Source organism: Rhodococcus sp. NJ-530 (assembly GCF_003860625.1).
Lineage (GTDB): Bacteria > Actinomycetota > Actinomycetes > Mycobacteriales > Mycobacteriaceae > Rhodococcus_F > Rhodococcus_F qingshengii.
In genome coordinates this window covers 2580213-2600870 of record NZ_CP034152.1, presented here as the reverse complement: position 1 = coordinate 2600870, position 20658 = coordinate 2580213, and the positions used below count along the sequence as shown (strand labels likewise).

Sequence of the window (20658 nt, the reverse complement as noted above, 5' to 3'; positions counted from 1 at the left end):
GCCATCTACCTTCAATGTAAATCAGAACGATGAGCCGAACAAGCCCGAAGTGATTGGGGCACTTGCGTTTCGGTCACTATCTCCCTGGTTGGGGAACGCTTGGACCGGACGCAACGCAACGTAAAGTGCCATGATCACAGCGTCGAGAAGATCCGGGCTTGATCCCAGTCGTTTCTTGATCTTGTCCTTGCTCTCCACCTTCAGAACCTTGTCGGTGATCTCGAAGTTGTGGATCATCGCTTCTTTCTGCAACTCCCTGACATATGGACATCCGCTGTAGTGCTTGATGATTCCCAACTCCACCCCACGGGCGTAGAGGTAGATCATCTGAGAGCGGAGGTTGTCGAAGTTGACGGGCATGGAATCCTCGGCACTGAGCATCACGTTTGGATCTGGCTTTGCGCCGCTCATGTACTCGTGGACGTGATAGCCCTGCTTAGCGAGCGCATCCACCACACCAACACCCAGACCCACCGCATCGACTGCCATGTTGTCGAGTCCGTACTCGAACTCACTTGTGTCTTCCACCAGCATGTCTGCCTGGACTGAGGTGTCGATCTGCTCCGTTTTGTCCTTCGTGATCAAGATGTCGGCAATCGTCGTACCGTAGACGAGCGCCCTCACCGATCGATCAGTTCCGCTGCGGGCCACGTCGTAGCCGGCCACGCGTAGATCCGTCGCTTCAAGCTTGTCAGTGAGTGATGCAGCCCAATGTCGGGACTTGAACAGCGAGGTCGATTCATCGCTGAAATTCCAGTTGTTCATCATGTAGCGCTGAACCCACCAGTCGGGGTTTGTCATCAGGGCTGCGATGTCACGCGCTGACAACCAGCTGTCAGAAAGGTCGAACTCAATCACCCGGATGTTCGTCGGGAGTGTCCCCGCCTTCCAGCGGTCGTAGTACAGCTCCTTCGCCCACCCGTCGTTCGGGTTCATCGTCACAATGGAGATCGAGGGCTGACCAGCCTCGTTGCGACGCCCTTTACGTGAGGTCGCCTGGATGAACATCTCGTACTCAAGTTCGTCGGCCTCATCGATGTGGTTGCCGCTGGCGTTGATTCCCTTGATCTTCTTGCCGCCGCGGTCCTTGGTTGGATCAGCTTCGACAAACACGACCACCGACTTGTTCGGGAAGGTGATTGTCTTGGCTTGCTGGTTGTAGGTGAAGTCTTCGTTCTCGACGAGGCCCATCTTGTCAGCCATCTCTAGATACGACGGGATGATGGTTTTGATTGCAGTGCTTATGTTTTGACGGAAGACAGGCCAGTAGGTCTTAGGGAACTGGAGCGCGATCGAGAGGACTACGTGGGCCGACACGTCCGTCTTCCCGACACCGACTGACCCGATAAGAATCAACGTATCTACCGTTGAATCATTAACGGCCTGGACGACCTCAATCTGTTTGGGTTTGAGCTGGAGCATCCTCAGGATCTCGTGGAGCGATAGTGCTCATGTAGACAGCAGGTGCCTCGAAGCGCTTTCCGCCAGAGGTGTGGTCGTAGTCATGCCTGTCTCGCCAACCATCGTTGTTCTTCAACCAGAAGATCCCCGCCGCAGCAGGGGTCTCACCCTTCATAAGACGGCGCTCGACATCAGCCGCGATTCGACGCTTCGCCCCTTTTACAGTGGAGGAAAACGTCGCCCCAGACTCGTCAACATCCTCAGCTTTGAGGTCGTGCATCCCGGACTCGTAGTCGTTCAGTACATCCCGTGTCGTTTCGAGGGCGTAGGCCAGCCCGTTCACCGTGTACGGCTCGCGATCAGTGAAGTACTGCTCTTGCTCGACGTACTGAGTGCCATCAACGCGTTTGACGAAGATCGATCGGGTCGAGAGGTGCGAGTCGCAGTTACCGAAATAGGCCTCGATCTTCTGAGACAATTCTTCTACCGACTTGAACTTGAGTGGTCGCCCACCTTTGTTCTTTTCTTCTTGAGGGGTTTGTTCTTCCATATGAGACTAGTTTATGACATTTGGTTGATTAAGTCACGAGTACTGAGGGCAAAGGATTCGTACCGTCCCACGTGTTTCCTCCATCGCAGCATCACCAAGACCAGCGACACCTGGAATAGATGCTGATTCTTCGACCGAACCACCGCCCATCTGGACGACTCCACAAGTTGCCAATCCGCCCGCAACACTGAGGACAGGGTAATTCGCACTAATTCTCTTCATTTCCAAGGCCCACCCTTGAACATCCGCATTCTCATAGCCGGGGCGCGATTTCAAGTCAGCTAATAGCTCGTCAGAGTAGTTCTCAGAAGATTGAGCAACACCTGAACCCAACATTTCTCTCATTAGATCTTTTCGATCAGTGCAGTACCAAACTGTATATGCAGCGAACGATCCTGACGGCGCTGCTTCAACGACCGACGCAGGAGGGTTGATGCTCTGGATCGCAGTCTCAATCGCGTTTCCCCGACTCTGCGTTTGAGGCAGTCCGAAGACCTGAAGCTGATCAAACTCTTGACCCGCTTTCTCACGTGCAAGCGCTTGAAGTTCCTCAATCGACAGATTTTCGCCGCTGTATGTCGCACACTCATCCACGCTACCGCCCGATTCCTGGTGTGTCGTTTCGGTAGAATTCGAAGAACACCCCGCCATCAATAAGGCACCGGCGCTGAGCAGGACTGTAATGGTAGCGATTCGATTACGCACAAACTTACCCCTCTTCCAGACGGACGAAAGTCGATGATCCCACATCTGAAAGAGTTTGTATGTCGTCTGTTCGAATGAACGACATCACGGATCGCTTTTTGGTTAGGCTTCGGTAGGTTGAGGTGCAGATTCAGGCGTATGGCGACCAGCCTTGATGATCTTCTCCGCTACTCGTATGACTCGGCCGGCAGATTCGGGTGATGGTTCCTGATTCTTCATCCAGGTCTGCACATAGTGGCGACTCTCGGCAGCGTTGAAAAGTGCAAGCGCCCCAAGATGATTCAGGACAATGTACGCGCTGCCTTCAGCCTCAAACTCACGCTCGCCACGGTGCTGCAGATAGTCGGCATGAGCCCCGGGAACAGTGTGTCCCGCTTCGATGTGACTCCACTCGTGGATCTTCGTCTTGAACGGGTACCGAGCGATTGGGTTAATCGCGTAGTTGCGGTTGATAGACCACCCTTGGATATTTCCGTCGTGGCCTTCGAACGGAACCTCCTCTACCTTGAGGTTCTGCATAGCGAGAGTCTCGCTCCACTCAGGTAGCTCGATCTCTGGCAGTGGTTCACCCTCCGTGTCAGATGCACGGATCATGCTCTTGGATAGTACGAATCCCGTGAGTCGCTGTTCTTCCTTGCCCTGATCGTTCTCTTCCTTCCTGAAGACTGGACGGCGGATGTAGGCAGCCTTCGAGCCCTTCTTCACGGTGCGCCCATAGTCCTCGCCCCAGCGCTTCAGAGTGTTCACCGGCTCATCGACACCCTGCATCATGAGCAACGCTTGATTGCCGAGACTTAGGTTCACGTAACGGGTGTACGTGTCGCCCTGTTCTCCCGGCATGTTGAGGATCTGGTCAAGTAAATCGAGGTTGGTAGCTTCCAGCAGCTCAGGTGGGACTTCAGCTCGCTTGTATGTTCGTTTAGATTTAGTTTTTTCCATATGGGGCTAGTTAGCTACCTCCTGTTTAGTTTTGAGGGCGGTGAGTTCAGCTTTGTATTTTGCAATATCCTTTAAGCTTACGGCTTTCGTATCGACCGGTTTTCCAAGAGTCGTATCTCTAAATATTCCATATCGCCAAGACACCATATCTAGTCCATCTATCCGCTCTTGTAAGCCGTATTGCTTGACTATCTGCATCACTATATCCACGTCACTAAGAGACATACGTGTCGATGTTTTACGGATGATCTCCATGCGTAGCTCATCATCTTTTCTAGTGGTATCACTCATAGATTCTCCTTATCCTTCACAAATATTTTCAATGTTTTACCATCGTCTTGAAAACTCTGTTCGATCTGGATGATGCTAGTCTCTGCGTTACTGAAAGCTCCGTAAACTCGACCACCCATCATCCCACTGCCGCCACACTTATCGCATGGCTTCTCTTTGTAGTTTCCATTTTTTTGCAATACGTTTGCAGTTTTTCTTCCACGACACCAGAAACATTGGCGATGGTCGATAACCTCGAAGCGTGTGACATCTTCTAGTGATTCACACTCCTTTGCTTGAGTATATTTGTCAAACATTCGCCTGACGGCTGTTCTGACTAAATCATCTTCCTCTTCGACAGATAGGCCTTTATCGATGACATTATCCTTATACCAGCACGGACTGTGGTATTCACCGCTACACCACCCCATGATGTGATCTAGTTCTTTATCGAACTCTGACTCTGTAGGGGTGTTAGGCATTATCAACCTCTATATCTTTCCAATATGGTGAATAGTGCAGTTCAACATTGTCGATGAACTCATCGCCCAGCTCTTGCTTGATGCGATTATATAGCGCAGGGGTCAACTCAATCATGAAGTTTAACTCGTTACTCGGTTTATTCATTACTTAATCCCCTTCCGTAATTTTTCAATAGTCTTAAAATACACAGCGTAAGGCTCACTTTTGCCTATCTTCTTAACTACTGCATACTTGTAAGTGCTAGCAAAATTAGGCTCTAATCTATATACTACTGTGTTTTTATTGTTTATTAGCTCTGTCAAAGTGTCGTCCTTGAACCAATAGTAAAATTCATTCGTAAAATCTGGCTCTGTAGGGGTGTTACTCATTGAAAACTCCAGAATCGGCTTGCTAAATGGTGCTTCGCTGCGTCTTCATCGTCAATATCTTTATGAGAAACAGTCTGATTGTCGTGTTGGTACATGCGCAATTCTTCGTCATTGACTCTGTAATAGTCTTCTGGATTGATCTGATGGTGCTTTAGTGCAAACTCGATTGCAGCCTCTTCGCTGTCCTCGTTCAACTGGGCTGATAGAACTATGGGTATTTCGTCGTAGTCACAGAACTTCTGGCTCGTGATATTGATGTCTTTGCGGCAGAGTTCGCAGCGTGCGTATTTTAGCTCATCTTGTGTATTGTCTTTACTCATCCCCGATCCTCCAAACTCCCCGCGAGATACCCGAACGGATCATCAGACACAGCGACAGTCTGGGTACGAACCATCCACTCCTCACCCCAAAGTGCTCTGCAGAAGTCGTGGTTCATCAGCAAGATCCCCAGTACTGCGCGGGGTGGCATGTTCCACTGGTTAATGAGATCCATGGTTCCGAAGAGTGCAGGGTTGTCGTAGCCGTTGGTGTTGGCGAGTTTGATTGCAGCGCGGAGGGTTTGGGTTGGGGTCATGAGGTGACCTCCAAAAGTTCTGGGTTCTCGAAGCGGTTGCCTATGACTTCATCTGAATAGATAACCCGGTAGCCGCCAGCAGTTTGGAACAGTCCGTCTCTGAACACAATTTCGTCAGCTAGACGGCCTGGACCTCGGATAATATCCCCCTCGAATATCTCCACGCCGTTCTTATCCTTGAGACCGACGTACTGTGTCAGTGCGACTCGATCAGCGGCCAATGTCTCCATGTGGACTGAAACGTCCATGCCCTTTTGAACTTCAGGCCACACAACGAGGACTGAATCGGATGAGCGGACAAACCACGCATCGGCACCTAGCCACTCCTCGAGCCTCTTGTCCCAAGCTCGAAACTTGATCTCCCTCATGCCATCTCCCCCGCCCAGCGCTCATAAGCAGCTTCGAGCTTCTGGTAGTCAGCGATCACCTCTTCCTCGGACTTGTACTGACCTACGTGAACGAAGCCATCGTCGGTTTCAACGAGGAGGTAGTGACCGACTAAGGCAGACGGATCAGCGAGGCCGGCGGACTGGAGGGCTTCCTCGAAGTTGGTTGCCAGCTCTTGGAGTTCGGCTTCACTGTTGCTGATCCTGGCGAAGTAACCCGTGGTCGATGCGGTGTCCCCTGAGCTTTGGTTGGCCCAGCCTTCTAGTGAGAGGTGATGCAGGACTTCATCGCGAGGCGAGGAGTACTTGGTGCTGATGTACTCGGGTGTTGGTAGGTGCTCACCCATGGATATTTTCCAGTATCCACGTCTTCATGACCGCTTCGGTGCGATCACCTTTCCATGCCTTCATCAGCTTCAGAAGCTGAGATTTGGTGTATATGTCTCCACCGGGATTAGTATCGAAGGGCAGATAGCACGAACAACCACTATCGAAGAACAGCGCGTACTGTTCACCCTTATTAAATAGAACTATGTCATCGAAGTTGTAATCCGCTTCAGGGTCTCGCGCATAGAATAACTCCGTCCAGTTTTCTTCCGCTTCTTTCCATTTCAATTCATTCATATCTTCATGTTTCTCCTATGCAAATAACTATGAGCTAAAAGACTAATAAATGCAATAGCGAAATGGTCGGATTTATCCACTGTTTTCAACTTTGCTATTGCAATTCTTTTGACTTTGTGTTTAAATAAGTAACGTAATGATAGTTAAAACAAACGGTTCACTAAATATCCCCCTAACAGCAAAGATCACCCTTACTCCGTACGTTCGCAAGTATGCAGATAAGATCGATTACTTGTTCACCCATCAGACGATGGACGGCTACACCCCCTCTTCGAATCGCTAACCCCACCTCGCGATTCTCTCCATTCCCCACCCCCGAAACTCGCTATCCCCTTTCTCGAAATCTCGCATAAAATGGGTCGAAATCCGCATTCGGCTATTTGTCCCGTGCGCGATTTTCCAGAGAATTGGGAGGCCACCCATGGATACCGCCAACACCACCGCTTTCGACAGGTCACGGGGACTCTCCCTCGACGATCTCCTCCCCGAGTCTCAGCGGGTACATACACCAGAACCCGAGTACGAAATCCACGAGCCGGAACAGCCGCCGGCCTGGCATGACCCCCATTAAGTGACCCGCTGGTTATGAGAATCCTTCCCGCCCTGATCAAGGGCATGAAAGGCTACAACTCATGGCTGGACGCAAACGGCACACGCCCGAACAGATCATCCGAAAACTGCGCCACGGCGACGAACTCGCGGCCAAGGGCGCCGACGTCGAGGAGATCGCCCGACAACTCGACGTCTCAGTGCCGACGCTCTACAACTGGCGCAAGCAGTACGGCGGCATGAAAGCCGACGATGCCAAAGAGTTCAAGGAACTCAAGAACGAGAACGCCCAACTCAAGAAACTCCTCGCCGAAGCCGAACTCGAAAAGGCCGCACTCAAGGAGATCGCTCGGGGAAAATTCTGAGCCCGACCGCCAAACGAAACGCTGTCGTCATGCTCCAGGAAACGATGGGGCTCTCGCAGCGTTTCGCCTGCAAGGTCGTCGGGCAGCCACGATCAACCCAACGCAAGGAATCAGCGAAGAACACCCCGGACGACCCGGACGCCGATCTGCGGAAGTGGTTGCGGGACTGGGCCAAAGCGAATGCGCGCAAGGGATTTCGGCGGGCGTGGGCAGATCTGCGTGCAACTGGCTGGGTGATCAACAAGAAGAAAGTTCAGCGACTGTGGCGCGAGGAAGGGCTGCGGGTGAAGATCCACAGGATCCGGAAACGAGCTGGCGCCTCGACCACTCCGATCACCGAGGCTGATGCACCGAAGGTGGTGTGGGCGATCGACTTCCAGTTCGATTCCACTACGGACGGCCGGAAGTTCAAGATTACCTCGATGGTGGACGAGCACACGCGACAGTCGGTGCTCAACATCGTCGAGCGGTCCATCCCGGCGGAGGATCTCGTCGCGGCCTTGGAGAAGGCGTTCGCGCTCTGGGGCGGCCCGCCGCAAGTGCTGCGGTGCGACAACGGCCCTGAGTTCATCTCCGAGGCACTGAGGACATTCTGCGAGGACCAGGTCGGAATCGGATACGTTCCACCTGGTCAACCGTGGAAGAACGGCTACATCGAATCGTTCAACAACCGGGTCCGTGACGAATGTCTGAACATGAACGAATTCCACAGCCTCCTCGAAGCCCGGGTGGTCATCGAGGACTGGAAGGAGGAGTACAACAACCGACACCGTCATTCGTCACTGGCGTACCGGACCCCGAATGAGTACGCTGCCAGCTGCATTCACACGCATTGATTCTCTGATACCGAGTGGCTCACCAAACGGGGTCCTACCAGGCCACCCGCAGGCATCGCCCCCGCTGGCGTCGATGGACGATGTACGTTGCGCTCGTAATGCTCACTCCCCTAGCGCTTTCGGAGATGGTGACGCTCTCGTACCGATGGTTCACGCCACCTCGAACGTCGTTCATGCTGCAAGACGAAGGCCCGATCGTTTACCAGTACGTGGATCTCGACCACATCAGCCGATACATGATTGCGGCAGTGATCGCTCACGAAGATCAGCGTCTTGGTATGCGAGCTGGTGGGTTTGAGATCAGCGACTTGACCTCTAAGGCAAGGGAATACATGGACGGCGATGCTGGAGTAGGTGGATCAACCATCCCTCAGCAGTTGGTGAAGAACATCTTCCTCTGGCCTGGACGTAGCGCAATCCGAAAGGGACTCGAAGCAGTTATGGCGACGGAGTTCAGTTACTCGATGTCAGATCAGCGGATCTTGGAGCTGTACCTCAACTACGCACAGTTCGGTCCTGGCCTTTACGGGGTCTGTGCTGCGAGTTGGTACTACTTCAACACCCCGCCATGGTTCATGAGTGAGTACAACGCCAACCAACTATCGGGAGTGCTCCCTCGACCCGCGTACATCGAACGTGCAGCAGACGGCGGGATTTACCTTGGACCCGATGCTGATCAACTCGCGATTGAGAAGGTGGACATAGCGGCGAGGTTCAACCCTGGCTCGATAGCTGCGCTTGGTGGTTGGGAGGGCGCTGTTGCGACGGTGGGGATTACGGGTACAGCTCTAGATCACTCGGGGGATCGCGGCGAAGATTCATGCTCGACCATGCCCGACAGCGTTGCCGAACGACTGGAAACTGAACTCGGCCCGCGATGATCAGTCACGAACGTCGTCAGCGATGCGTACAGACGCGTGGATGTCGTCATAGGTGTCAATCAGATCGTTGACGATCGACTGCAACCCACGGTTGACTTCCCGTTCCAGTGCATCGATATGTAGCTCGAAGAGAACTATCTGATCCATCTCAATGACCGTCGCAACCAGCTGTCCTTCAGGTTCCAACGTGAGGTACTGACTGAACCCGCGACCAAGCTGCTCGGATCGATCCTCAAGCGTCGAAGGGCCGATGAAGTAGCCAAGGTCGCTCAAGCAACGCCTGACGGATGCCATCGTTCGGTCGTACAACTCGTAGATCCCGATCTCTGAATCGAGTCCCATACTGATAAAGAGCCGGTGCATGATGTACTCCCGTGCGCTGATTGGTCCCACCAGCTTAATCACGACCGCGACAGGGCGATTGGCCGCAACAACTAGTAACAGATAACTGCGCGAGAACCCGTGGCACCGGCGTTGCTGACGGTGTGCCGTGGTAAGACTTCACCATGAAATGGCTCCTGATCGTGGTCTTGGTTGTCGGTGTCTTCGTCACCCTCGCTGGCGGCACTGGCATCTTCGAGTCACTGAACAAGCCAGCTAAGAAGGGTTGGTTCGAGTCTGACAAGAGCTTTGCCGACAAGAAGGCAGCGAAAACGTCGGAACTCCAACTTGGCATCAAGATGATGGTCGTAGGCCTGGTGTTTGCGATCGGCTCAGGTGTTGCCCTCGCTCTCTAGACGTTGCGAACTAGTTCAGGTGTGCTCTCGCTGCGCTGGTCGATGTAGTCGCGCCAGTACTCAGGGCGAGGGCAGTATTTGAACGTCATGCGAGGCACCGCTGAGGCTGTCTGAATAGTGAGTTCCGCGTAACCACCAACGAAAGCCAACGGTCCCCGCGCTGCACATTGAGGTCTTCGATCTCATTCCAATCGCAGTGTGAATCGCTGCTGAAGAACAGACTCCCCCAGTTCTTGATCGTCACGCCGCTGTCGTTGAGTGTCATCGAGTGGAGGTTGTAGACGATTGCGGTAACTGCTGTGGAGATCAGGACGACGACGCCCATGAGCTGGAGGATCGCAATCGGTGTCGTGTCCCGTGGGTTCTGAGTGTGGAGGAAGTACGCCAGACCGTAGATGAATCCAGCGATCAGAAGTCCAACCAGAATCAACCCAACTAGGCCAAAGAGACTGCGCCGGATGATGATTGGTTGGTTACCCATATGTTCTTAACGTACGATAATGCTTGAAATATGTCACTAGGAACGCACAGAAGGCCGCTCGTGGGGTTTGAGCGGCAAAGATGGGTGTGTGGACGGTATGACTCTAGAAGTCGCCAGGAGCAACCTGAAAACACGTGAGGCCGAGTTCGTCACGCCACATATCGACAACCTGGTTTCGGTCATCAAGTACCAGACGCACGTTGTACTTGCCCTCCACGAAGGTCTCGTACAACTCTCGCTTCACGATACTGTCCTTACGAACGTCCCCTTCAGGACGCATCAGTAGAAGGTCGTAGGTGATGCCATGGGTAGCAAGCCACTGCTCAGTTGACTCCCGGTGGTCGGCTGAGCGACCAGAGCAAATGATTCTGGTGTCACCTTCTGCGATCCGCGCAAATGCTCGATGCACGGTGTCATCTTTCGCATCATCAACGTACTTCGACGTGTCGTATGGGCCACGATTGATCATGTGGGCCAACGTGCCGTCAATGTCGCAAATAACAGCGTTCGGCAGTGTCGGATCGTACCGAGGTTTCGCAGCTGGCTTCGGCTTGAGCCATTGCTCGTACATTTGCATGATCACCTTCTGCCCAACACTGTTGAGTCGCTTCAAGTCTTGCTCGATGCACGTCTGGAGCGGCGTATCGATCAACTTGAACTCGAACTGAGCGCCGTGTTCCTTCGCGAGTTCACGTAGACGGATCTCGTGGATCGGAGCGAAGTTGGTGTCATCCACGACGACGTTCGATCCCTTACTCAACGCTTCTAGGTGTTGTGGGTATGGACGTTGCTGACGCTGGATTGAAGTAGACGGGCTGGCCCTTCGCGGCAGGATGGAAGTTGCGAAACAGACCATCAACAGCAAAGGGACCAGCCCTGTGACACACCGTAATGCTCCGCTGACTGTGGAGGGAAGACGACGACTCATCGAGCGGTGCCGCACTCGTCCGATCGCCCACGTCGCCGCCGAAATGGGCATCTCCCGACAATGCGCCTCCACGTGGGTCAACCGGTACCGCAAATACGGTGAACTGGGATTACAAGACAGATCCAGCGCACCGAACCATCAACCCACCGCCACCGCCGCAGAGATCGTGGCCGAGATCGAAGCGATGCGCCGGACCCGGAAATGGTCGGCCGCGCGCATCACGTTCGAACTCCGAATGGACGGAACGGTCATCGCTCGCCGGACGGTCACGAAACTCCTGCGGGATCTTGGTCTCAATCGCCGCCGGTTCATCGACCCGAACGGCGAAACGAACCGCAAACCCCAGGTCATCGCCGCGAAACGGCCTGGTCAGATGGTGCACGTCGACGTGAAGAAGGTCGGCCGCATCCCTGACGGCGGAGGTTGGCGCGTCCACGGGCGAGGTTCCGAGCAGGCCAAACGATCACAACGTCGGAAAACGAAGAACAAGCAGGGCCGCGTCGGCTACACCTATTTGCATTCCGCGATCGATGGCAACACCCGTTTGGCGTACACCGAGGCCAGAGACAACGAAACTGCCGCGACAGCCATCGATTTCATGAACAACGCCCGACTCTTCTTCGCGGCGCACGGCATCACCCGGATCGAGCGCGTGATCACCGACAACGGATCATGCTATCGGGCAGCAGATTTCACTGCTTCACTGCGGGAAGCGCGGCACTACCGGATCAAGCCGTACACGCCGAAACACAATGGGAAAGTGGAGCGCTACAACCGCATCCTCGCCGAAGAACTGCTGTACTCCCGCGAATACATCAGCGAAGCCGAGCGGCGCACTGCCGTCGAGGTGTGGAACATTCACTATAATTATCACCGACCGCATTCAGCACGCGGAGGACGACCGCCTGCCGCTTACCGCCGGCACCGCGTAACTAACGTCCGTGCCTCATACATCTAGGATTACTGCATCACGGATGTTGAGGACAGTAGCTTCCTTGCTCTTTGAGTGCGCGCCGTTATAGAGCATTGCGCGCAGATCGTCCTTGTTGACACGCGTGTACTGGTTCTTCTCAACGAGTTGGCGAGCGTAGGTACTCTTCCCGCTTCCCGGCAGTCCTTTAAGCATCAATAGTTTTGGCATGTATCACCTCCTTTCGAGGTTTGATTAGTTTCCAGATGGATGGCCCGATATCCTTGTTGTTTCGCAACATGAACACCGACCCCTTGTACTTGAAATTGGGGCTGAGTCCCAGCTCCTTGTCGGACATCTCCTTGGCCTGCTCGTATTCGTGCCAGATCGCAATATCGAGCGCCGCGAACTCATCTCTAAATCGGCTGGCGGTCTCGTCGAGCCACGCCTGGAACTCTTCCGGCATGTTCTCGAAGTCGAGGCTGTCCCATTGGAAAGTGCTTCCCACACTCGCTTCGGAGTGAAGTCGGTGACTATTCGATGGAGTCGCAGGTACTCAGCGGTTTTGATCTTCACACGGTAGCCACCAAAGTTGACGACGACGCCTTCGCTCAGCCCCTTGTCGTTCAGTGCTTCGACATTGTCGACGGTGGACGGGTCGAGCTTGGCTACCCGATCAAACGACAAGAAACGCTTCGAATAGATGTCTCGCTCTTTGCCTGTGTCATTCTCGACAACAGCCAGCAAGATCAATTCGCGCCGGTCGCCGTAGTCGATCACGATTCGGTTATCAGGATGGATCAACTCGAAAATGTAGGTGAAGCCGGGTTCAAAGTAGCCCACCGATGGCGGATACTGCTCATCAATAATCTCCCGCGCCCACATAGCCTGATCGCTCGCAAAGCTGCCCTTGGAGGTGACAACCAACCCATACTCAGGGTCATTGGCGACTTGAATTAGCGAGCCGTCTACCTTGTCCTGGACTACCAATTGAGTCGGATCGAGATCCCTTGGTTTCTCAAGAAGTGCCTCTGGCTCGTTGTCGTTGAAGAACTTCGGTAGGCACTTGATGATGCAGCGGCTCTTGTTGTCGAGCACTAGCCCCCGAGCTTGTCGAGTGACGCTGTTCCACAGGCGATCGAACTGAGTAGTCTCGGTGTACACGTAGATGGTAAGTGTCCCAGCGCTATTCGTCTGACTCCTGAGCAGTCCTATCTTGACGTACTCGTCTAGCTGTATGAGGCACGGACGTTAGTTACGCGGTGCCGGCGGTAAGCGGCAGGCGGTCGTCCTCCGCGTGCTGAATGCGGTCGGTGATAATTATAGTGAATGTTCCACACCTCGACGGCAGTGCGCCGCTCGGCTTCGCTGATGTATTCGCGGGAGTACAGCAGTTCTTCGGCGAGGATGCGGTTGTAGCGCTCCACTTTCCCATTGTGTTTCGGCGTGTACGGCTTGATCCGGTAGTGCCGCGCTTCCCGCAGTGAAGCAGTGAAATCTGCTGCCCGATAGCATGATCCGTTGTCGGTGATCACGCGCTCGATCCGGGTGATGCCGTGCGCCGCGAAGAAGAGTCGGGCGTTGTTCATGAAATCGATGGCTGTCGCGGCAGTTTCGTTGTCTCTGGCCTCGGTGTACGCCAAACGGGTGTTGCCATCGATCGCGGAATGCAAATAGGTGTAGCCGACGCGGCCCTGCTTGTTCTTCGTTTTCCGACGTTGTGATCGTTTGGCCTGCTCGGAACCTCGCCCGTGGACGCGCCAACCTCCGCCGTCAGGGATGCGGCCGACCTTCTTCACGTCGACGTGCACCATCTGACCAGGCCGTTTCGCGGCGATGACCTGGGGTTTGCGGTTCGTTTCGCCGTTCGGGTCGATGAACCGGCGGCGATTGAGACCAAGATCCCGCAGGAGTTTCGTGACCGTCCGGCGAGCGATGACCGTTCCGTCCATTCGGAGTTCGAACGTGATGCGCGCGGCCGACCATTTCCGGGTCCGGCGCATCGCTTCGATCTCGGCCACGATCTCTGCGGCGGTGGCGGTGGGTTGATGGTTCGGTGCGCTGGATCTGTCTTGTAATCCCAGTTCACCGTATTTGCGGTACCGGTTGACCCACGTGGAGGCGCATTGTCGGGAGATGCCCATTTCGGCGGCGACGTGGGCGATCGGACGAGTGCGGCACCGCTCGATGAGTCGTCGTCTTCCCTCCACAGTCAGCGGAGCATTACGGTGTGTCACAGGGCTGGTCCCTTTGCTGTTGATGGTCTGTTTCGCAACTTCCATCCTGCCGCGAAGGGCCAGCCCGTCTACTTCAATCCAGCGTCAGCAACGTCCATACCCACAACATCTAGCTTTTGCTTCTGCGGTGCGGTGTTATAGCGGTTTTCCACTCATTGGTACTCCTGTATAGCTTTTGTAAATGAAGGCCTCGATCCATGCGGTGTCTGGTTTCAACTTGTCCGCAGTCTTCCACTCGCGGGTGACGTTTGCTTGAAGCTGTGCGAATCGTTCGGTGCATTCGGGTATGTACATATCGTCCCAGCCTGCCTTGAGCTTGAGGAGGAACTGACGCAGCTCTGGATCTGTTACCTTGCAAGGGAATTCACCGGTACGTAGGAATTCAGCACACTGCCAAAGCACTCGACAGTAGGCAATCGCGAACTTGCTCGTCCGGTGTTGTTTCTTAACCCCGATGTCGTCAAATAACTCCATCTTGTTGAGCTGATTCTGCGCGTAGCCCCGACTTGCCATGACTACCTTGTCGGTATCAATGAACTTGCGCCAGTTGGCTCGCATCTCGTCAGCGATCGGTGTTGTTTCGATGATCGCGTCGCTGAAAAAGACTTCGAGGATGGTGGCGTTACCATGTACAGCTTGCTTGCAGAAGTCGGCCAGTTCATAACTCGTGTTGTCTTCGTCGCCCTCTATCCAAGTGGTGTTCTTGAGCGTCCTAAACGGACTGAGCACATCAGCGAGATCGTGCATGTGGATACCACGGTAATCATAATCAGACTGTTCGTTGTTCAACCCATGGAGTCGTGAGCCGACTAGGACTTTTGTAAGGATGTTCATTCATTGGTTCTCCGTATTTAGTTGTTGTTCTTGATATTTCGATGCGATGTGCTGCACAGTCACCGTCGTCGCCTTCCCCTGCAACATCCCGGTCTTCTGGCAGATCCCTTGCTCTTTGAAGTCCCCTAGTAGGTTTTCCCTGTGAGTAGGGCTGTTCATCCACGCAGCAACAAGACTCGTGTCGTCTGGATACGCCTTGGCAAGGTTCTCCCCCGCTGTTGTGTAGCGGTAGCCGGCCTTCTCGATGAAGGTCCACGGAGTCACGCCGTCTGGTGATGTATGCGCCCAATAGTCTTGAGAGAGCATGTGTTCCGCTTTAGAACACGAACTTGCTCTGAGGGTCGAGTCGGTGACGAGAGGCTGTTTACCGGCCTTCGTACGTTCTGTGTTGACTAGAGCTTCGAGGTTGTTCGGGGTGATCGCAGCGGTTGAGATGGCTGCGGGTTCGACGAGAGATGGTTCAGGATCGTCAGACGGGCTTAGAACGATGTACGTCATTACCCCCACTGCTAACGGGTACAACGCAAGGAGACCGACGAGGACTAGATATTTCATGACTTAGCCTCTGGAAACTGACACTCTTTCAGGTCGCCAGTCCATGACGATTTAAGCGGTACGCCTCCCTTCGCAATGCAGATGTTGATCGGGTTGACGGGATCTTTGCGCCACTCTTCTTGACGTTGCTGGTTCAGGTTGTCCGACTTAATCTCTGCCGCGACGAGAGATGACAGACCCCACCAGATGGCAAAGCCAATACCAATGACACCAGCTACGAAGGCGATCAGGCCAAGCACTGTCGCAACGGCTTTCACTGTTTCGTTCATGACTTACCCGCGAGGCGCTGAATCTCAGCGAGTGCCGACACCTCAGCATTATCCATTGATTGACCACTACCTTTGACAGTAATTGTAGCGTCTATCGCCTCGGTGCTGCCGATGACCGAAACTTCGTCAGTGCGATACTCAATACTCACTGTGTCGTAGTTGTGGTCGTAAGAGATATCGTGGATACGGAATTGCAAAAGTCCGACTGTCAGGGTTTGTGGAAACGTCCCCATCCTATCGCTCCTCCTCGACAAGCACCGTCCACTCACCATTGCCGCTTACATCGAGGTAGTAGCCACCAGATGCCTTGTACATCAACGTATCTCCACTTACTGGAACCATGGTGACCTCAGGGATTCCACCGTGCTTGTCGAGGGACTTGCCCTCTGCCATCACGTAGATGTTCACGAACGGGCTGTACTCACCGTTCACTGTGTACGTGATCCGTTGCTTGGAGCTGTTCAGCTGGAAGATGTCACTGCGCTTGCTTGTCGAGCCGGATAGCTCGATTACCTTGTGCCAGGACTTCTGTTGCGTCGGTGCTGATGTCGAGGTTGGAACTACGAGGCCAGTTGGTTGGTCGGTCTTTTGATTGAAGGCTGCGACGGCGATGAAGGCCACGATTACTAGTAGAAAGACTACGAGGCCGCGGCGGTTCTTATTGGGTTGATCGTATGAACTCATATTGCATTGATTCCTGCTTAATTTTTTTGCGGGGCAGTTTAGGGACTTGCTAAGGTCACGGGTCAGCTATGTTTTACCAGCCGATTCGAGCAATAACACTTCTATGCCTGCGGCTGTAGAATTTGAGGATTTTTAGCCAATAGAGTGTGGATTTTTTTGGACAAAACATCAACAACCAGGTAGGAATGCGCCAACCTCTCAGTAGAGTATGGACGCAGCACTGATTCGAAGTGATTGAGAAAAAACTGCTGCTCGTCATAAGAATTATGAGAGGGAATTTCTCCTAGCTTTTGAGGACTCAGCCATACTTCCCAATCTGGTCGCCACGAGAAAGCGCCGCGATATTCCGGATTAAGTGTGACACCTAGTCCCTCTAGTCCTGGTAAATATTCTTGAGAGCCAACAGGCGCGGGTTTGTCTACAGCATACGAGTACGTTACAGCAATTCCACCTTTTCGCTTACGAATAAACAGCTTGTAGCCGCGGTCATGATCTGTAAATTTCCTTGCCATGTAATGTCTCCCGTTCATCTTTATTCTATGTAAATAACTATGAGCCAAACTGACAATAAATGCAATAGCGAAATGAGAGAAGCTGTGGAAAACTACGACCATAAGTAATCAACAGGCAATCCCGCAGGTCCCCCCGCATCCAGAGTTGCCACCCGTCAACGATCGGGAATGTCTTAGTTTTGAGTCTCTAAGCACTCCCTCTTTTGTCCGGTAAAACGGGGGGAGTTAATAATCCAGCATTCCCTGAGTAGGTCGGACACGGCGGCTAGATCAGGGATAGCTTGAGTACTAACTCCCTTTTCCAGTTGATCGGTACAAGGCTTCTCGGTGGATTCAAGACTTCAGAACACGCAAGAGCAGTAAGGCAGGGATTTGACGAGAAATTGAGCCAGGACTCACCTATTACCCTGGAGTACTCGTATAGTCACCCTGCATGAACGCTGTCGTCTCCCATCGCCCACCATCTCGTCTCCGAACATCCCTATTAGAGTGCTTCTACTGCTAGCTTTCAGGGTGGTGTCGTGGATGTTTTATAGACTTGAGGTAACGGTCAGCACTTCCACTCCGTGCGTTCACCCATATGCGTCTACCTATTCCGCTACTCACTGCTCATGTGTGTTCTGAAGTTGTTATAGACGGAACGGCAGCCACCTAATGCGGCATTCATAGTAACCGAACGAGTTGGTATCCGCCACGCTAATTTCAGAGGCTTGATCTATTACGTAATTCCTTCAAGCGTACTCGTTCCCTGTGGATGACTACCGTTCCATCTATAACATTGCCAAATTGTCAAGGTAGCTAGAGTTGGCAGAGCACTATCAGTACAAAGCGAGGGTTGTTACGATACCCCTAAAACGCTGAGCCGTTCATTTCATCACTTCTTTATGCTCGCATCCGAACCGTAACGGTCTTCAAGTCTCCCACGAGATACAAGAAAAGCACCCCTTGCGGAGTGCCTTAGCAACTATCTTCATGTCCTATTATATAGAAACCTCAATAAATTGCAACGCCCTCCGAGGTAAATCCCAGGAGCAAGACTTACACCATTTGAAGATAGTTGCTTGCTGTACTTCATTATAGGCAGATCGACACAATTTGCAATACTTGACGTTTTCCATATTCCACAATCCCCCGCCTCATGCCATACTGAAGACAGCATGGTGGATAACGAAAAACAACTCCCTCTTACCAATAGACGAATCGTCATCCCTCAAACGCCGTCACCCACCACAGACGCAGCAAGACAAGCTGATCTCGAAGATAACCTGAAACGCCACAAAACTTTCATGATGAACTACGATCGTCGTAATATGTATAGGAGGCCTAGCCCCGCCCGTAAGGGTGCCTCAGACAAGAAGAACCCCGCCAAGTAGCGGGGTTCTTCTCTTAGTGGTCTATTATTCTTTGCGAAGCAATTTGTCAACGGCCTCTTTTACCTGATCAATCGACAACATGTTTTCGCCCGCTTCATCTTCTGGCGATACAAAGTAATAGCCTTCAAGTTCAATCTCTGCGGTGTTGCTGATCGCTTCGATCACTTGACCTTCATCATCGAGCGCGTGTTGCTCCAATGTCCTGATTTCTGCACGTATTTCATATCCACGGTAGTTCATATTGAGTTGTTTCTCCGTTATTTAGTTATTGCTATCGCTGCCACTAGTAAGCCGAGTAGCCCAATAAATAGTGCAGAGTCATCTTTGTGTGATGTTCTGCGCCTATAGGTCTTACCCATCGGTTCAGTTGGTCGGTTGCGTAGTGGGGCGGGATCTAGGATCTCGCCCGTATCGGTATCAACGATCATTCTGCTACGCTGCGATCGCCTCTGCGCTAAGGACAGTAACCACATAAGGCTCGACCTCCTTCAGTGCACGATCCTGCAATGTCAGCAGCCTCGCTTGACTGAAGCGTTGCGCTGGTTCTAGGAATACTTTGCCGCTCCGCTGATCAAACATCTCATACGACTCCACGAATCCATTCAGAGCCACAAGCCGAAGGCTTACATAGTAGCCGCGCCGATTGACTCCACCAGTAAAGTAGTTCGTACCACCCAAGCTATAGAACAGTTCGACTTTAACCTTGTCATACTCGCCTGCATCGCCAGCAAGCTGGTAGTACCAGCTCATGTTGTCGCTCTGCGTCTTACGATGAACCAGCTGTAAGCCAGCAAGTTGTTCTGTTGATAGTTCCGCAATCGCGGTGTTGTTTTCTGTAATATTTTTCATATCACTCTCCAGCTTTTTAGTTATTATTCAGGTGCTTCCACCTCTATGTCTATTATCTCACCACCCCCGCAAATAACCAATAGTCAAAGCGTTGTGCTATCTACCGCAATAGCTGTGGAAAACTCGATAGTAGCGCAACCGATATAAAGCCCTCAGGCGTCTGCGGCGCTCGACGGAGGATAGTTTTCAATTCATCGGCCCGAGCCTCGTCACAGGCCAGGAAAAGTACGCTAGGGAACACATCGAGCGGGTACTCCGCCGAATGTTCTAGCGCGTACTTGTAACGATCGACTTTTTCAAGGATCTGCTTCTGTCGTTCACTGCCCATATCTACTTCGAGCCACAGAACTACTCGCTCGCGCTTCTCCCGAAGTCCAAGCTCGACGTACAAATCAGGGCGAAGATCAGCACCAGCAACATCAATCCAACTGTCAGGCTCAGTCCCGTAAGTCAGTACGTCCACCCACTTTTCGCGCTCAGCCTGTTTGATTGCCACGTAAGTATCAGCGATTGCAAGAGTGTGCGGGTTCAACGTCCGCTGCGGTCGGTAGCGAGTACTTGAGTACATGCGCCAAGCGTTCGGCCCGAGGGCGTAGCAATACCGCTGCGATCCCCCACGAGCACCACCAGGCAACATCTGATTGACACGGTGCAGCAAGCCAAGTCCAGTTAGTCGCCGCAACGCATTTGAACACGGCGTTCTGGATGCAAGTTCGGAAAAGATCAGAGCATCAATATGTCCACTGGACAGTTGAGAGAAGCGACTGACCAAGTTGAGGATCTCCCTGTCGCGGGCAAGTAACTGCATAGAAGAACGATACAGGTACTGAGCGGCGGCGTGCGGTGGTTCGTCTCCGCTGGTAGGAGGCTCCAAGGGTATGTCTCGACCCTGGGGGCTGCCTGGTGGCTGGTACTGGGTTGAAACATAGCTCATCTCCCTAACATTTAACCACACAATGTCATGAACTGAGTTTTCCACAGGTCACATTTCGCTATTGCATAATTTACGTGTTTGGCTCATAGTTATTAGTGAATCAACGCAGCACATTTTGAGCTGGACAGACTAACCGATTCGACACACAAGACATTAAGCAGGGGGCTGTAACTAAATAGATGGAAGATTCTTAAATTATGAACAAACCGAACGAGAGATACCCGAAGCAAGTCCGCAAATGGGGAACCAAGAAATCAATGTTCAGCGTCCTGTTTCCAGCTACACGAGCTAAAGCAGTCGATGTGCGAGCGGAGAAGCTGACCGAAGAACTTGGGCACACAGTGTCGCGATCCATGGTCCTAGATGATCTAGTGATGAGAGATCCCGACCTGCAGCGGATAGAGAAACAACTTAATAAGGAGAT

At 52.8% G+C, this 20658-nt stretch carries 31 protein-coding genes; 6 read left to right on the top strand and 25 right to left on the bottom strand.

Going from position 1 to position 20658, the window contains the following annotated elements:
- Positions 1 to 21: 21 nt before the first annotated feature.
- The 11 genes from EHW12_RS12230 to EHW12_RS12180 all read right to left on the bottom strand — a co-directional run bounded on the left by EHW12_RS12230 (position 22) and on the right by EHW12_RS12180 (position 6300).
- Positions 22 to 1422, bottom strand: coding sequence for a hypothetical protein (locus EHW12_RS12230; RefSeq protein ID WP_125050785.1), 1401 nt, complete (start codon positions 1420 to 1422; stop codon positions 22 to 24).
- Positions 1394 to 1951: a terminase small subunit gene (locus EHW12_RS12225; RefSeq protein WP_125050783.1), complete on the bottom strand. Its 558-nt coding sequence runs from the start codon at positions 1949 to 1951 to the stop codon at positions 1394 to 1396. Before EHW12_RS12225 ends, EHW12_RS12230 begins: the two co-directional genes overlap by 29 nt.
- Positions 1952 to 1984: 33 nt before the next feature.
- Positions 1985 to 2701, bottom strand: coding sequence for a hypothetical protein (locus tag EHW12_RS12220; protein WP_125050781.1), 717 nt, complete (start codon positions 2699 to 2701; stop codon positions 1985 to 1987).
- Between the two features lie 57 nt (positions 2702 to 2758).
- Positions 2759 to 3595: a hypothetical protein gene (locus EHW12_RS12215; protein ID WP_125050779.1), complete on the bottom strand. Its 837-nt coding sequence runs from the start codon at positions 3593 to 3595 to the stop codon at positions 2759 to 2761.
- A gap of 6 nt (positions 3596 to 3601) precedes the next feature.
- Positions 3602 to 3886 carry a hypothetical protein gene (locus tag EHW12_RS12210; protein WP_125050777.1) on the bottom strand — a complete coding sequence of 95 codons (285 nt, stop codon included), beginning with the start codon at positions 3884 to 3886 and terminating at the stop codon, positions 3602 to 3604.
- Positions 3883 to 4347: a hypothetical protein gene (locus tag EHW12_RS12205; protein WP_125050775.1), complete on the bottom strand. Its 465-nt coding sequence runs from the start codon at positions 4345 to 4347 to the stop codon at positions 3883 to 3885. The genes EHW12_RS12210 and EHW12_RS12205 overlap by 4 nt, the downstream gene beginning before the upstream one ends.
- 365 nt (positions 4348 to 4712) lie before the next feature.
- Positions 4713 to 5036, bottom strand: coding sequence for a hypothetical protein (locus EHW12_RS12200; protein WP_125050773.1), 324 nt, complete (start codon positions 5034 to 5036; stop codon positions 4713 to 4715).
- A complete protein-coding gene (locus EHW12_RS12195; protein WP_125050771.1) occupies positions 5033 to 5290 on the bottom strand; it encodes a hypothetical protein in 258 nt (85 codons plus the stop codon). The genes EHW12_RS12200 and EHW12_RS12195 overlap by 4 nt, the downstream gene beginning before the upstream one ends.
- Positions 5287 to 5658, bottom strand: a complete 372-nt coding sequence (locus EHW12_RS12190; RefSeq protein ID WP_125050769.1) for a YopX family protein — start codon at positions 5656 to 5658, stop codon at positions 5287 to 5289. The genes EHW12_RS12195 and EHW12_RS12190 overlap by 4 nt, the downstream gene beginning before the upstream one ends.
- Positions 5655 to 6023, bottom strand: coding sequence for a hypothetical protein (locus EHW12_RS12185; protein WP_125050767.1), 369 nt, complete (start codon positions 6021 to 6023; stop codon positions 5655 to 5657). The genes EHW12_RS12190 and EHW12_RS12185 overlap by 4 nt, the downstream gene beginning before the upstream one ends.
- Positions 6016 to 6300: a hypothetical protein gene (locus EHW12_RS12180; RefSeq protein WP_125050765.1), complete on the bottom strand. Its 285-nt coding sequence runs from the start codon at positions 6298 to 6300 to the stop codon at positions 6016 to 6018. The genes EHW12_RS12185 and EHW12_RS12180 overlap by 8 nt, the downstream gene beginning before the upstream one ends.
- Before the next feature lie 421 nt (positions 6301 to 6721).
- On the opposite strand from EHW12_RS12180, the gene EHW12_RS34595 reads away from it, so the two are divergent.
- The 3 genes from EHW12_RS34595 (at position 6722) to EHW12_RS12170 (ending at position 8931) form a co-directional block, all read left to right on the top strand.
- Complete coding sequence (locus EHW12_RS34595; RefSeq protein WP_164490567.1) at positions 6722 to 6871, top strand: hypothetical protein; 150 nt, start codon at positions 6722 to 6724, stop codon at positions 6869 to 6871.
- Between the two features lie 61 nt (positions 6872 to 6932).
- A protein-coding gene (locus EHW12_RS12175) for an IS3 family transposase (protein WP_125050763.1) occupies positions 6933 to 8050 on the top strand; the annotation gives its coding sequence in 2 pieces (ribosomal slippage) (positions 6933 to 7209 and positions 7209 to 8050; 1119 coding nt in all).
- A gap of 98 nt (positions 8051 to 8148) precedes the next feature.
- Positions 8149 to 8931 carry a transglycosylase domain-containing protein gene (locus EHW12_RS12170; RefSeq protein WP_164490566.1) on the top strand — a complete coding sequence of 261 codons (783 nt, stop codon included), beginning with the start codon at positions 8149 to 8151 and terminating at the stop codon, positions 8929 to 8931.
- On the opposite strand, the gene EHW12_RS12165 is transcribed toward EHW12_RS12170, so the two are convergent.
- Entirely contained in the window at positions 8932 to 9336 is a 405-nt protein-coding gene (locus EHW12_RS12165) for a hypothetical protein (RefSeq protein WP_125050760.1), read from the bottom strand.
- 101 nt (positions 9337 to 9437) lie between these two features.
- Here EHW12_RS12165 and EHW12_RS12160 point away from each other — a divergent pair, with 101 nt between their 5' ends.
- Positions 9438 to 9668, top strand: coding sequence for a hypothetical protein (locus tag EHW12_RS12160; RefSeq protein WP_125050758.1), 231 nt, complete (start codon positions 9438 to 9440; stop codon positions 9666 to 9668).
- 85 nt (positions 9669 to 9753) lie between these two features.
- On the opposite strand, the gene EHW12_RS12155 is transcribed toward EHW12_RS12160, so the two are convergent.
- Together EHW12_RS12155 and EHW12_RS12150 are read right to left on the bottom strand one after the other, a co-directional pair.
- The gene (locus EHW12_RS12155; protein WP_125050756.1) at positions 9754 to 10098 is read right to left on the bottom strand and encodes a hypothetical protein; all 345 of its coding nucleotides are present in this window, start codon (positions 10096 to 10098) and stop codon (positions 9754 to 9756) included.
- 154 nt (positions 10099 to 10252) lie between these two features.
- Positions 10253 to 11005, bottom strand: coding sequence for an AAA family ATPase (locus EHW12_RS12150; protein WP_346774235.1), 753 nt, complete (start codon positions 11003 to 11005; stop codon positions 10253 to 10255).
- Between the two features lie 22 nt (positions 11006 to 11027).
- Between EHW12_RS12150 and EHW12_RS12145 the strand changes: the two genes are divergently transcribed.
- Positions 11028 to 12035, top strand: coding sequence for an IS481 family transposase (locus tag EHW12_RS12145; protein ID WP_125050420.1), 1008 nt, complete (start codon positions 11028 to 11030; stop codon positions 12033 to 12035).
- 160 nt (positions 12036 to 12195) lie between these two features.
- On the opposite strand, the gene EHW12_RS35205 is transcribed toward EHW12_RS12145, so the two are convergent.
- Positions 12196 to 12495, bottom strand: a complete 300-nt coding sequence (locus tag EHW12_RS35205; protein ID WP_241199149.1) for a hypothetical protein — start codon at positions 12493 to 12495, stop codon at positions 12196 to 12198.
- A gap of 32 nt (positions 12496 to 12527) precedes the next feature.
- On the opposite strand from EHW12_RS35205, the gene EHW12_RS35200 reads away from it, so the two are divergent.
- The gene (locus tag EHW12_RS35200; RefSeq protein ID WP_241199148.1) at positions 12528 to 12947 is read left to right on the top strand and encodes a hypothetical protein; all 420 of its coding nucleotides are present in this window, start codon (positions 12528 to 12530) and stop codon (positions 12945 to 12947) included.
- 269 nt (positions 12948 to 13216) lie between these two features.
- Here EHW12_RS35200 and EHW12_RS12130 read toward each other — a convergent pair whose 3' ends face one another.
- The 10 genes from EHW12_RS12130 to EHW12_RS12085 form a co-directional block, all read right to left on the bottom strand.
- Entirely contained in the window at positions 13217 to 14224 is a 1008-nt protein-coding gene (locus EHW12_RS12130) for an IS481 family transposase (RefSeq protein ID WP_125050221.1), read from the bottom strand.
- 135 nt (positions 14225 to 14359) lie between these two features.
- On the bottom strand, positions 14360 to 15058 hold the full coding sequence (locus tag EHW12_RS12125) for a nucleotidyltransferase domain-containing protein (protein WP_125050750.1): 699 nt from the start codon (positions 15056 to 15058) through the stop codon (positions 14360 to 14362).
- On the bottom strand, positions 15059 to 15556 hold the full coding sequence (locus EHW12_RS12120) for a CAP domain-containing protein (protein WP_164490564.1): 498 nt from the start codon (positions 15554 to 15556) through the stop codon (positions 15059 to 15061).
- 53 nt (positions 15557 to 15609) lie between these two features.
- Positions 15610 to 15882 carry a hypothetical protein gene (locus tag EHW12_RS12115; protein WP_125050747.1) on the bottom strand — a complete coding sequence of 91 codons (273 nt, stop codon included), beginning with the start codon at positions 15880 to 15882 and terminating at the stop codon, positions 15610 to 15612.
- On the bottom strand, positions 15879 to 16115 hold the full coding sequence (locus tag EHW12_RS12110; protein WP_125050745.1) for a hypothetical protein: 237 nt from the start codon (positions 16113 to 16115) through the stop codon (positions 15879 to 15881). The genes EHW12_RS12115 and EHW12_RS12110 overlap by 4 nt, the downstream gene beginning before the upstream one ends.
- Position 16116: 1 nt before the next feature.
- Positions 16117 to 16566 carry a hypothetical protein gene (locus tag EHW12_RS12105; RefSeq protein WP_125050743.1) on the bottom strand — a complete coding sequence of 150 codons (450 nt, stop codon included), beginning with the start codon at positions 16564 to 16566 and terminating at the stop codon, positions 16117 to 16119.
- A gap of 101 nt (positions 16567 to 16667) precedes the next feature.
- Positions 16668 to 17078 carry a hypothetical protein gene (locus EHW12_RS12100; RefSeq protein ID WP_125050741.1) on the bottom strand — a complete coding sequence of 137 codons (411 nt, stop codon included), beginning with the start codon at positions 17076 to 17078 and terminating at the stop codon, positions 16668 to 16670.
- Positions 17079 to 18475: 1397 nt separating this feature from the next.
- Positions 18476 to 18691 carry a hypothetical protein gene (locus EHW12_RS12095; RefSeq protein WP_125050739.1) on the bottom strand — a complete coding sequence of 72 codons (216 nt, stop codon included), beginning with the start codon at positions 18689 to 18691 and terminating at the stop codon, positions 18476 to 18478.
- 192 nt (positions 18692 to 18883) lie between these two features.
- A complete protein-coding gene (locus EHW12_RS12090; RefSeq protein WP_125050737.1) occupies positions 18884 to 19300 on the bottom strand; it encodes a hypothetical protein in 417 nt (138 codons plus the stop codon).
- 100 nt (positions 19301 to 19400) lie between these two features.
- A complete protein-coding gene (locus tag EHW12_RS12085; protein WP_164490563.1) occupies positions 19401 to 20108 on the bottom strand; it encodes a replication-relaxation family protein in 708 nt (235 codons plus the stop codon).
- Positions 20109 to 20658 lie beyond the last annotated feature (550 nt).

Coding starts and splice junctions, on each gene's coding strand:
- EHW12_RS12230 (WP_125050785.1), bottom strand. CDS start 1,422: ATGCTCCAGCTCAAACCCAAACAGATTGAGGTCGTCCAGGCCGTTAAT.
- EHW12_RS12225 (WP_125050783.1), bottom strand. CDS start 1,951: ATGGAAGAACAAACCCCTCAAGAAGAAAAGAACAAAGGTGGGCGACCA.
- EHW12_RS12220 (WP_125050781.1), bottom strand. CDS start 2,701: ATGTGGGATCATCGACTTTCGTCCGTCTGGAAGAGGGGTAAGTTTGTG.
- EHW12_RS12215 (WP_125050779.1), bottom strand. CDS start 3,595: ATGGAAAAAACTAAATCTAAACGAACATACAAGCGAGCTGAAGTCCCA.
- EHW12_RS12210 (WP_125050777.1), bottom strand. CDS start 3,886: ATGAGTGATACCACTAGAAAAGATGATGAGCTACGCATGGAGATCATC.
- EHW12_RS12205 (WP_125050775.1), bottom strand. CDS start 4,347: ATGCCTAACACCCCTACAGAGTCAGAGTTCGATAAAGAACTAGATCAC.
- EHW12_RS12200 (WP_125050773.1), bottom strand. CDS start 5,036: ATGAGTAAAGACAATACACAAGATGAGCTAAAATACGCACGCTGCGAA.
- EHW12_RS12195 (WP_125050771.1), bottom strand. CDS start 5,290: ATGACCCCAACCCAAACCCTCCGCGCTGCAATCAAACTCGCCAACACC.
- EHW12_RS12190 (WP_125050769.1), bottom strand. CDS start 5,658: ATGAGGGAGATCAAGTTTCGAGCTTGGGACAAGAGGCTCGAGGAGTGG.
- EHW12_RS12185 (WP_125050767.1), bottom strand. CDS start 6,023: ATGGGTGAGCACCTACCAACACCCGAGTACATCAGCACCAAGTACTCC.
- EHW12_RS12180 (WP_125050765.1), bottom strand. CDS start 6,300: ATGAATGAATTGAAATGGAAAGAAGCGGAAGAAAACTGGACGGAGTTA.
- EHW12_RS34595 (WP_164490567.1), top strand. CDS start 6,722: ATGGATACCGCCAACACCACCGCTTTCGACAGGTCACGGGGACTCTCC.
- EHW12_RS12170 (WP_164490566.1), top strand. CDS start 8,149: ATGCTCACTCCCCTAGCGCTTTCGGAGATGGTGACGCTCTCGTACCGA.
- EHW12_RS12160 (WP_125050758.1), top strand. CDS start 9,438: ATGAAATGGCTCCTGATCGTGGTCTTGGTTGTCGGTGTCTTCGTCACC.
- EHW12_RS12150 (WP_346774235.1), bottom strand. CDS start 11,005: ATGGTCTGTTTCGCAACTTCCATCCTGCCGCGAAGGGCCAGCCCGTCT.
- EHW12_RS35200 (WP_241199148.1), top strand. CDS start 12,528: ATGGAGTCGCAGGTACTCAGCGGTTTTGATCTTCACACGGTAGCCACC.
- EHW12_RS12125 (WP_125050750.1), bottom strand. CDS start 15,058: ATGAACATCCTTACAAAAGTCCTAGTCGGCTCACGACTCCATGGGTTG.
- EHW12_RS12120 (WP_164490564.1), bottom strand. CDS start 15,556: ATGACGTACATCGTTCTAAGCCCGTCTGACGATCCTGAACCATCTCTC.
- EHW12_RS12115 (WP_125050747.1), bottom strand. CDS start 15,882: ATGAACGAAACAGTGAAAGCCGTTGCGACAGTGCTTGGCCTGATCGCC.
- EHW12_RS12110 (WP_125050745.1), bottom strand. CDS start 16,115: ATGGGGACGTTTCCACAAACCCTGACAGTCGGACTTTTGCAATTCCGT.
- EHW12_RS12105 (WP_125050743.1), bottom strand. CDS start 16,566: ATGAGTTCATACGATCAACCCAATAAGAACCGCCGCGGCCTCGTAGTC.
- EHW12_RS12100 (WP_125050741.1), bottom strand. CDS start 17,078: ATGGCAAGGAAATTTACAGATCATGACCGCGGCTACAAGCTGTTTATT.
- EHW12_RS12095 (WP_125050739.1), bottom strand. CDS start 18,691: ATGAACTACCGTGGATATGAAATACGTGCAGAAATCAGGACATTGGAG.
- EHW12_RS12090 (WP_125050737.1), bottom strand. CDS start 19,300: ATGAAAAATATTACAGAAAACAACACCGCGATTGCGGAACTATCAACA.
- EHW12_RS12085 (WP_164490563.1), bottom strand. CDS start 20,108: ATGCAGTTACTTGCCCGCGACAGGGAGATCCTCAACTTGGTCAGTCGC.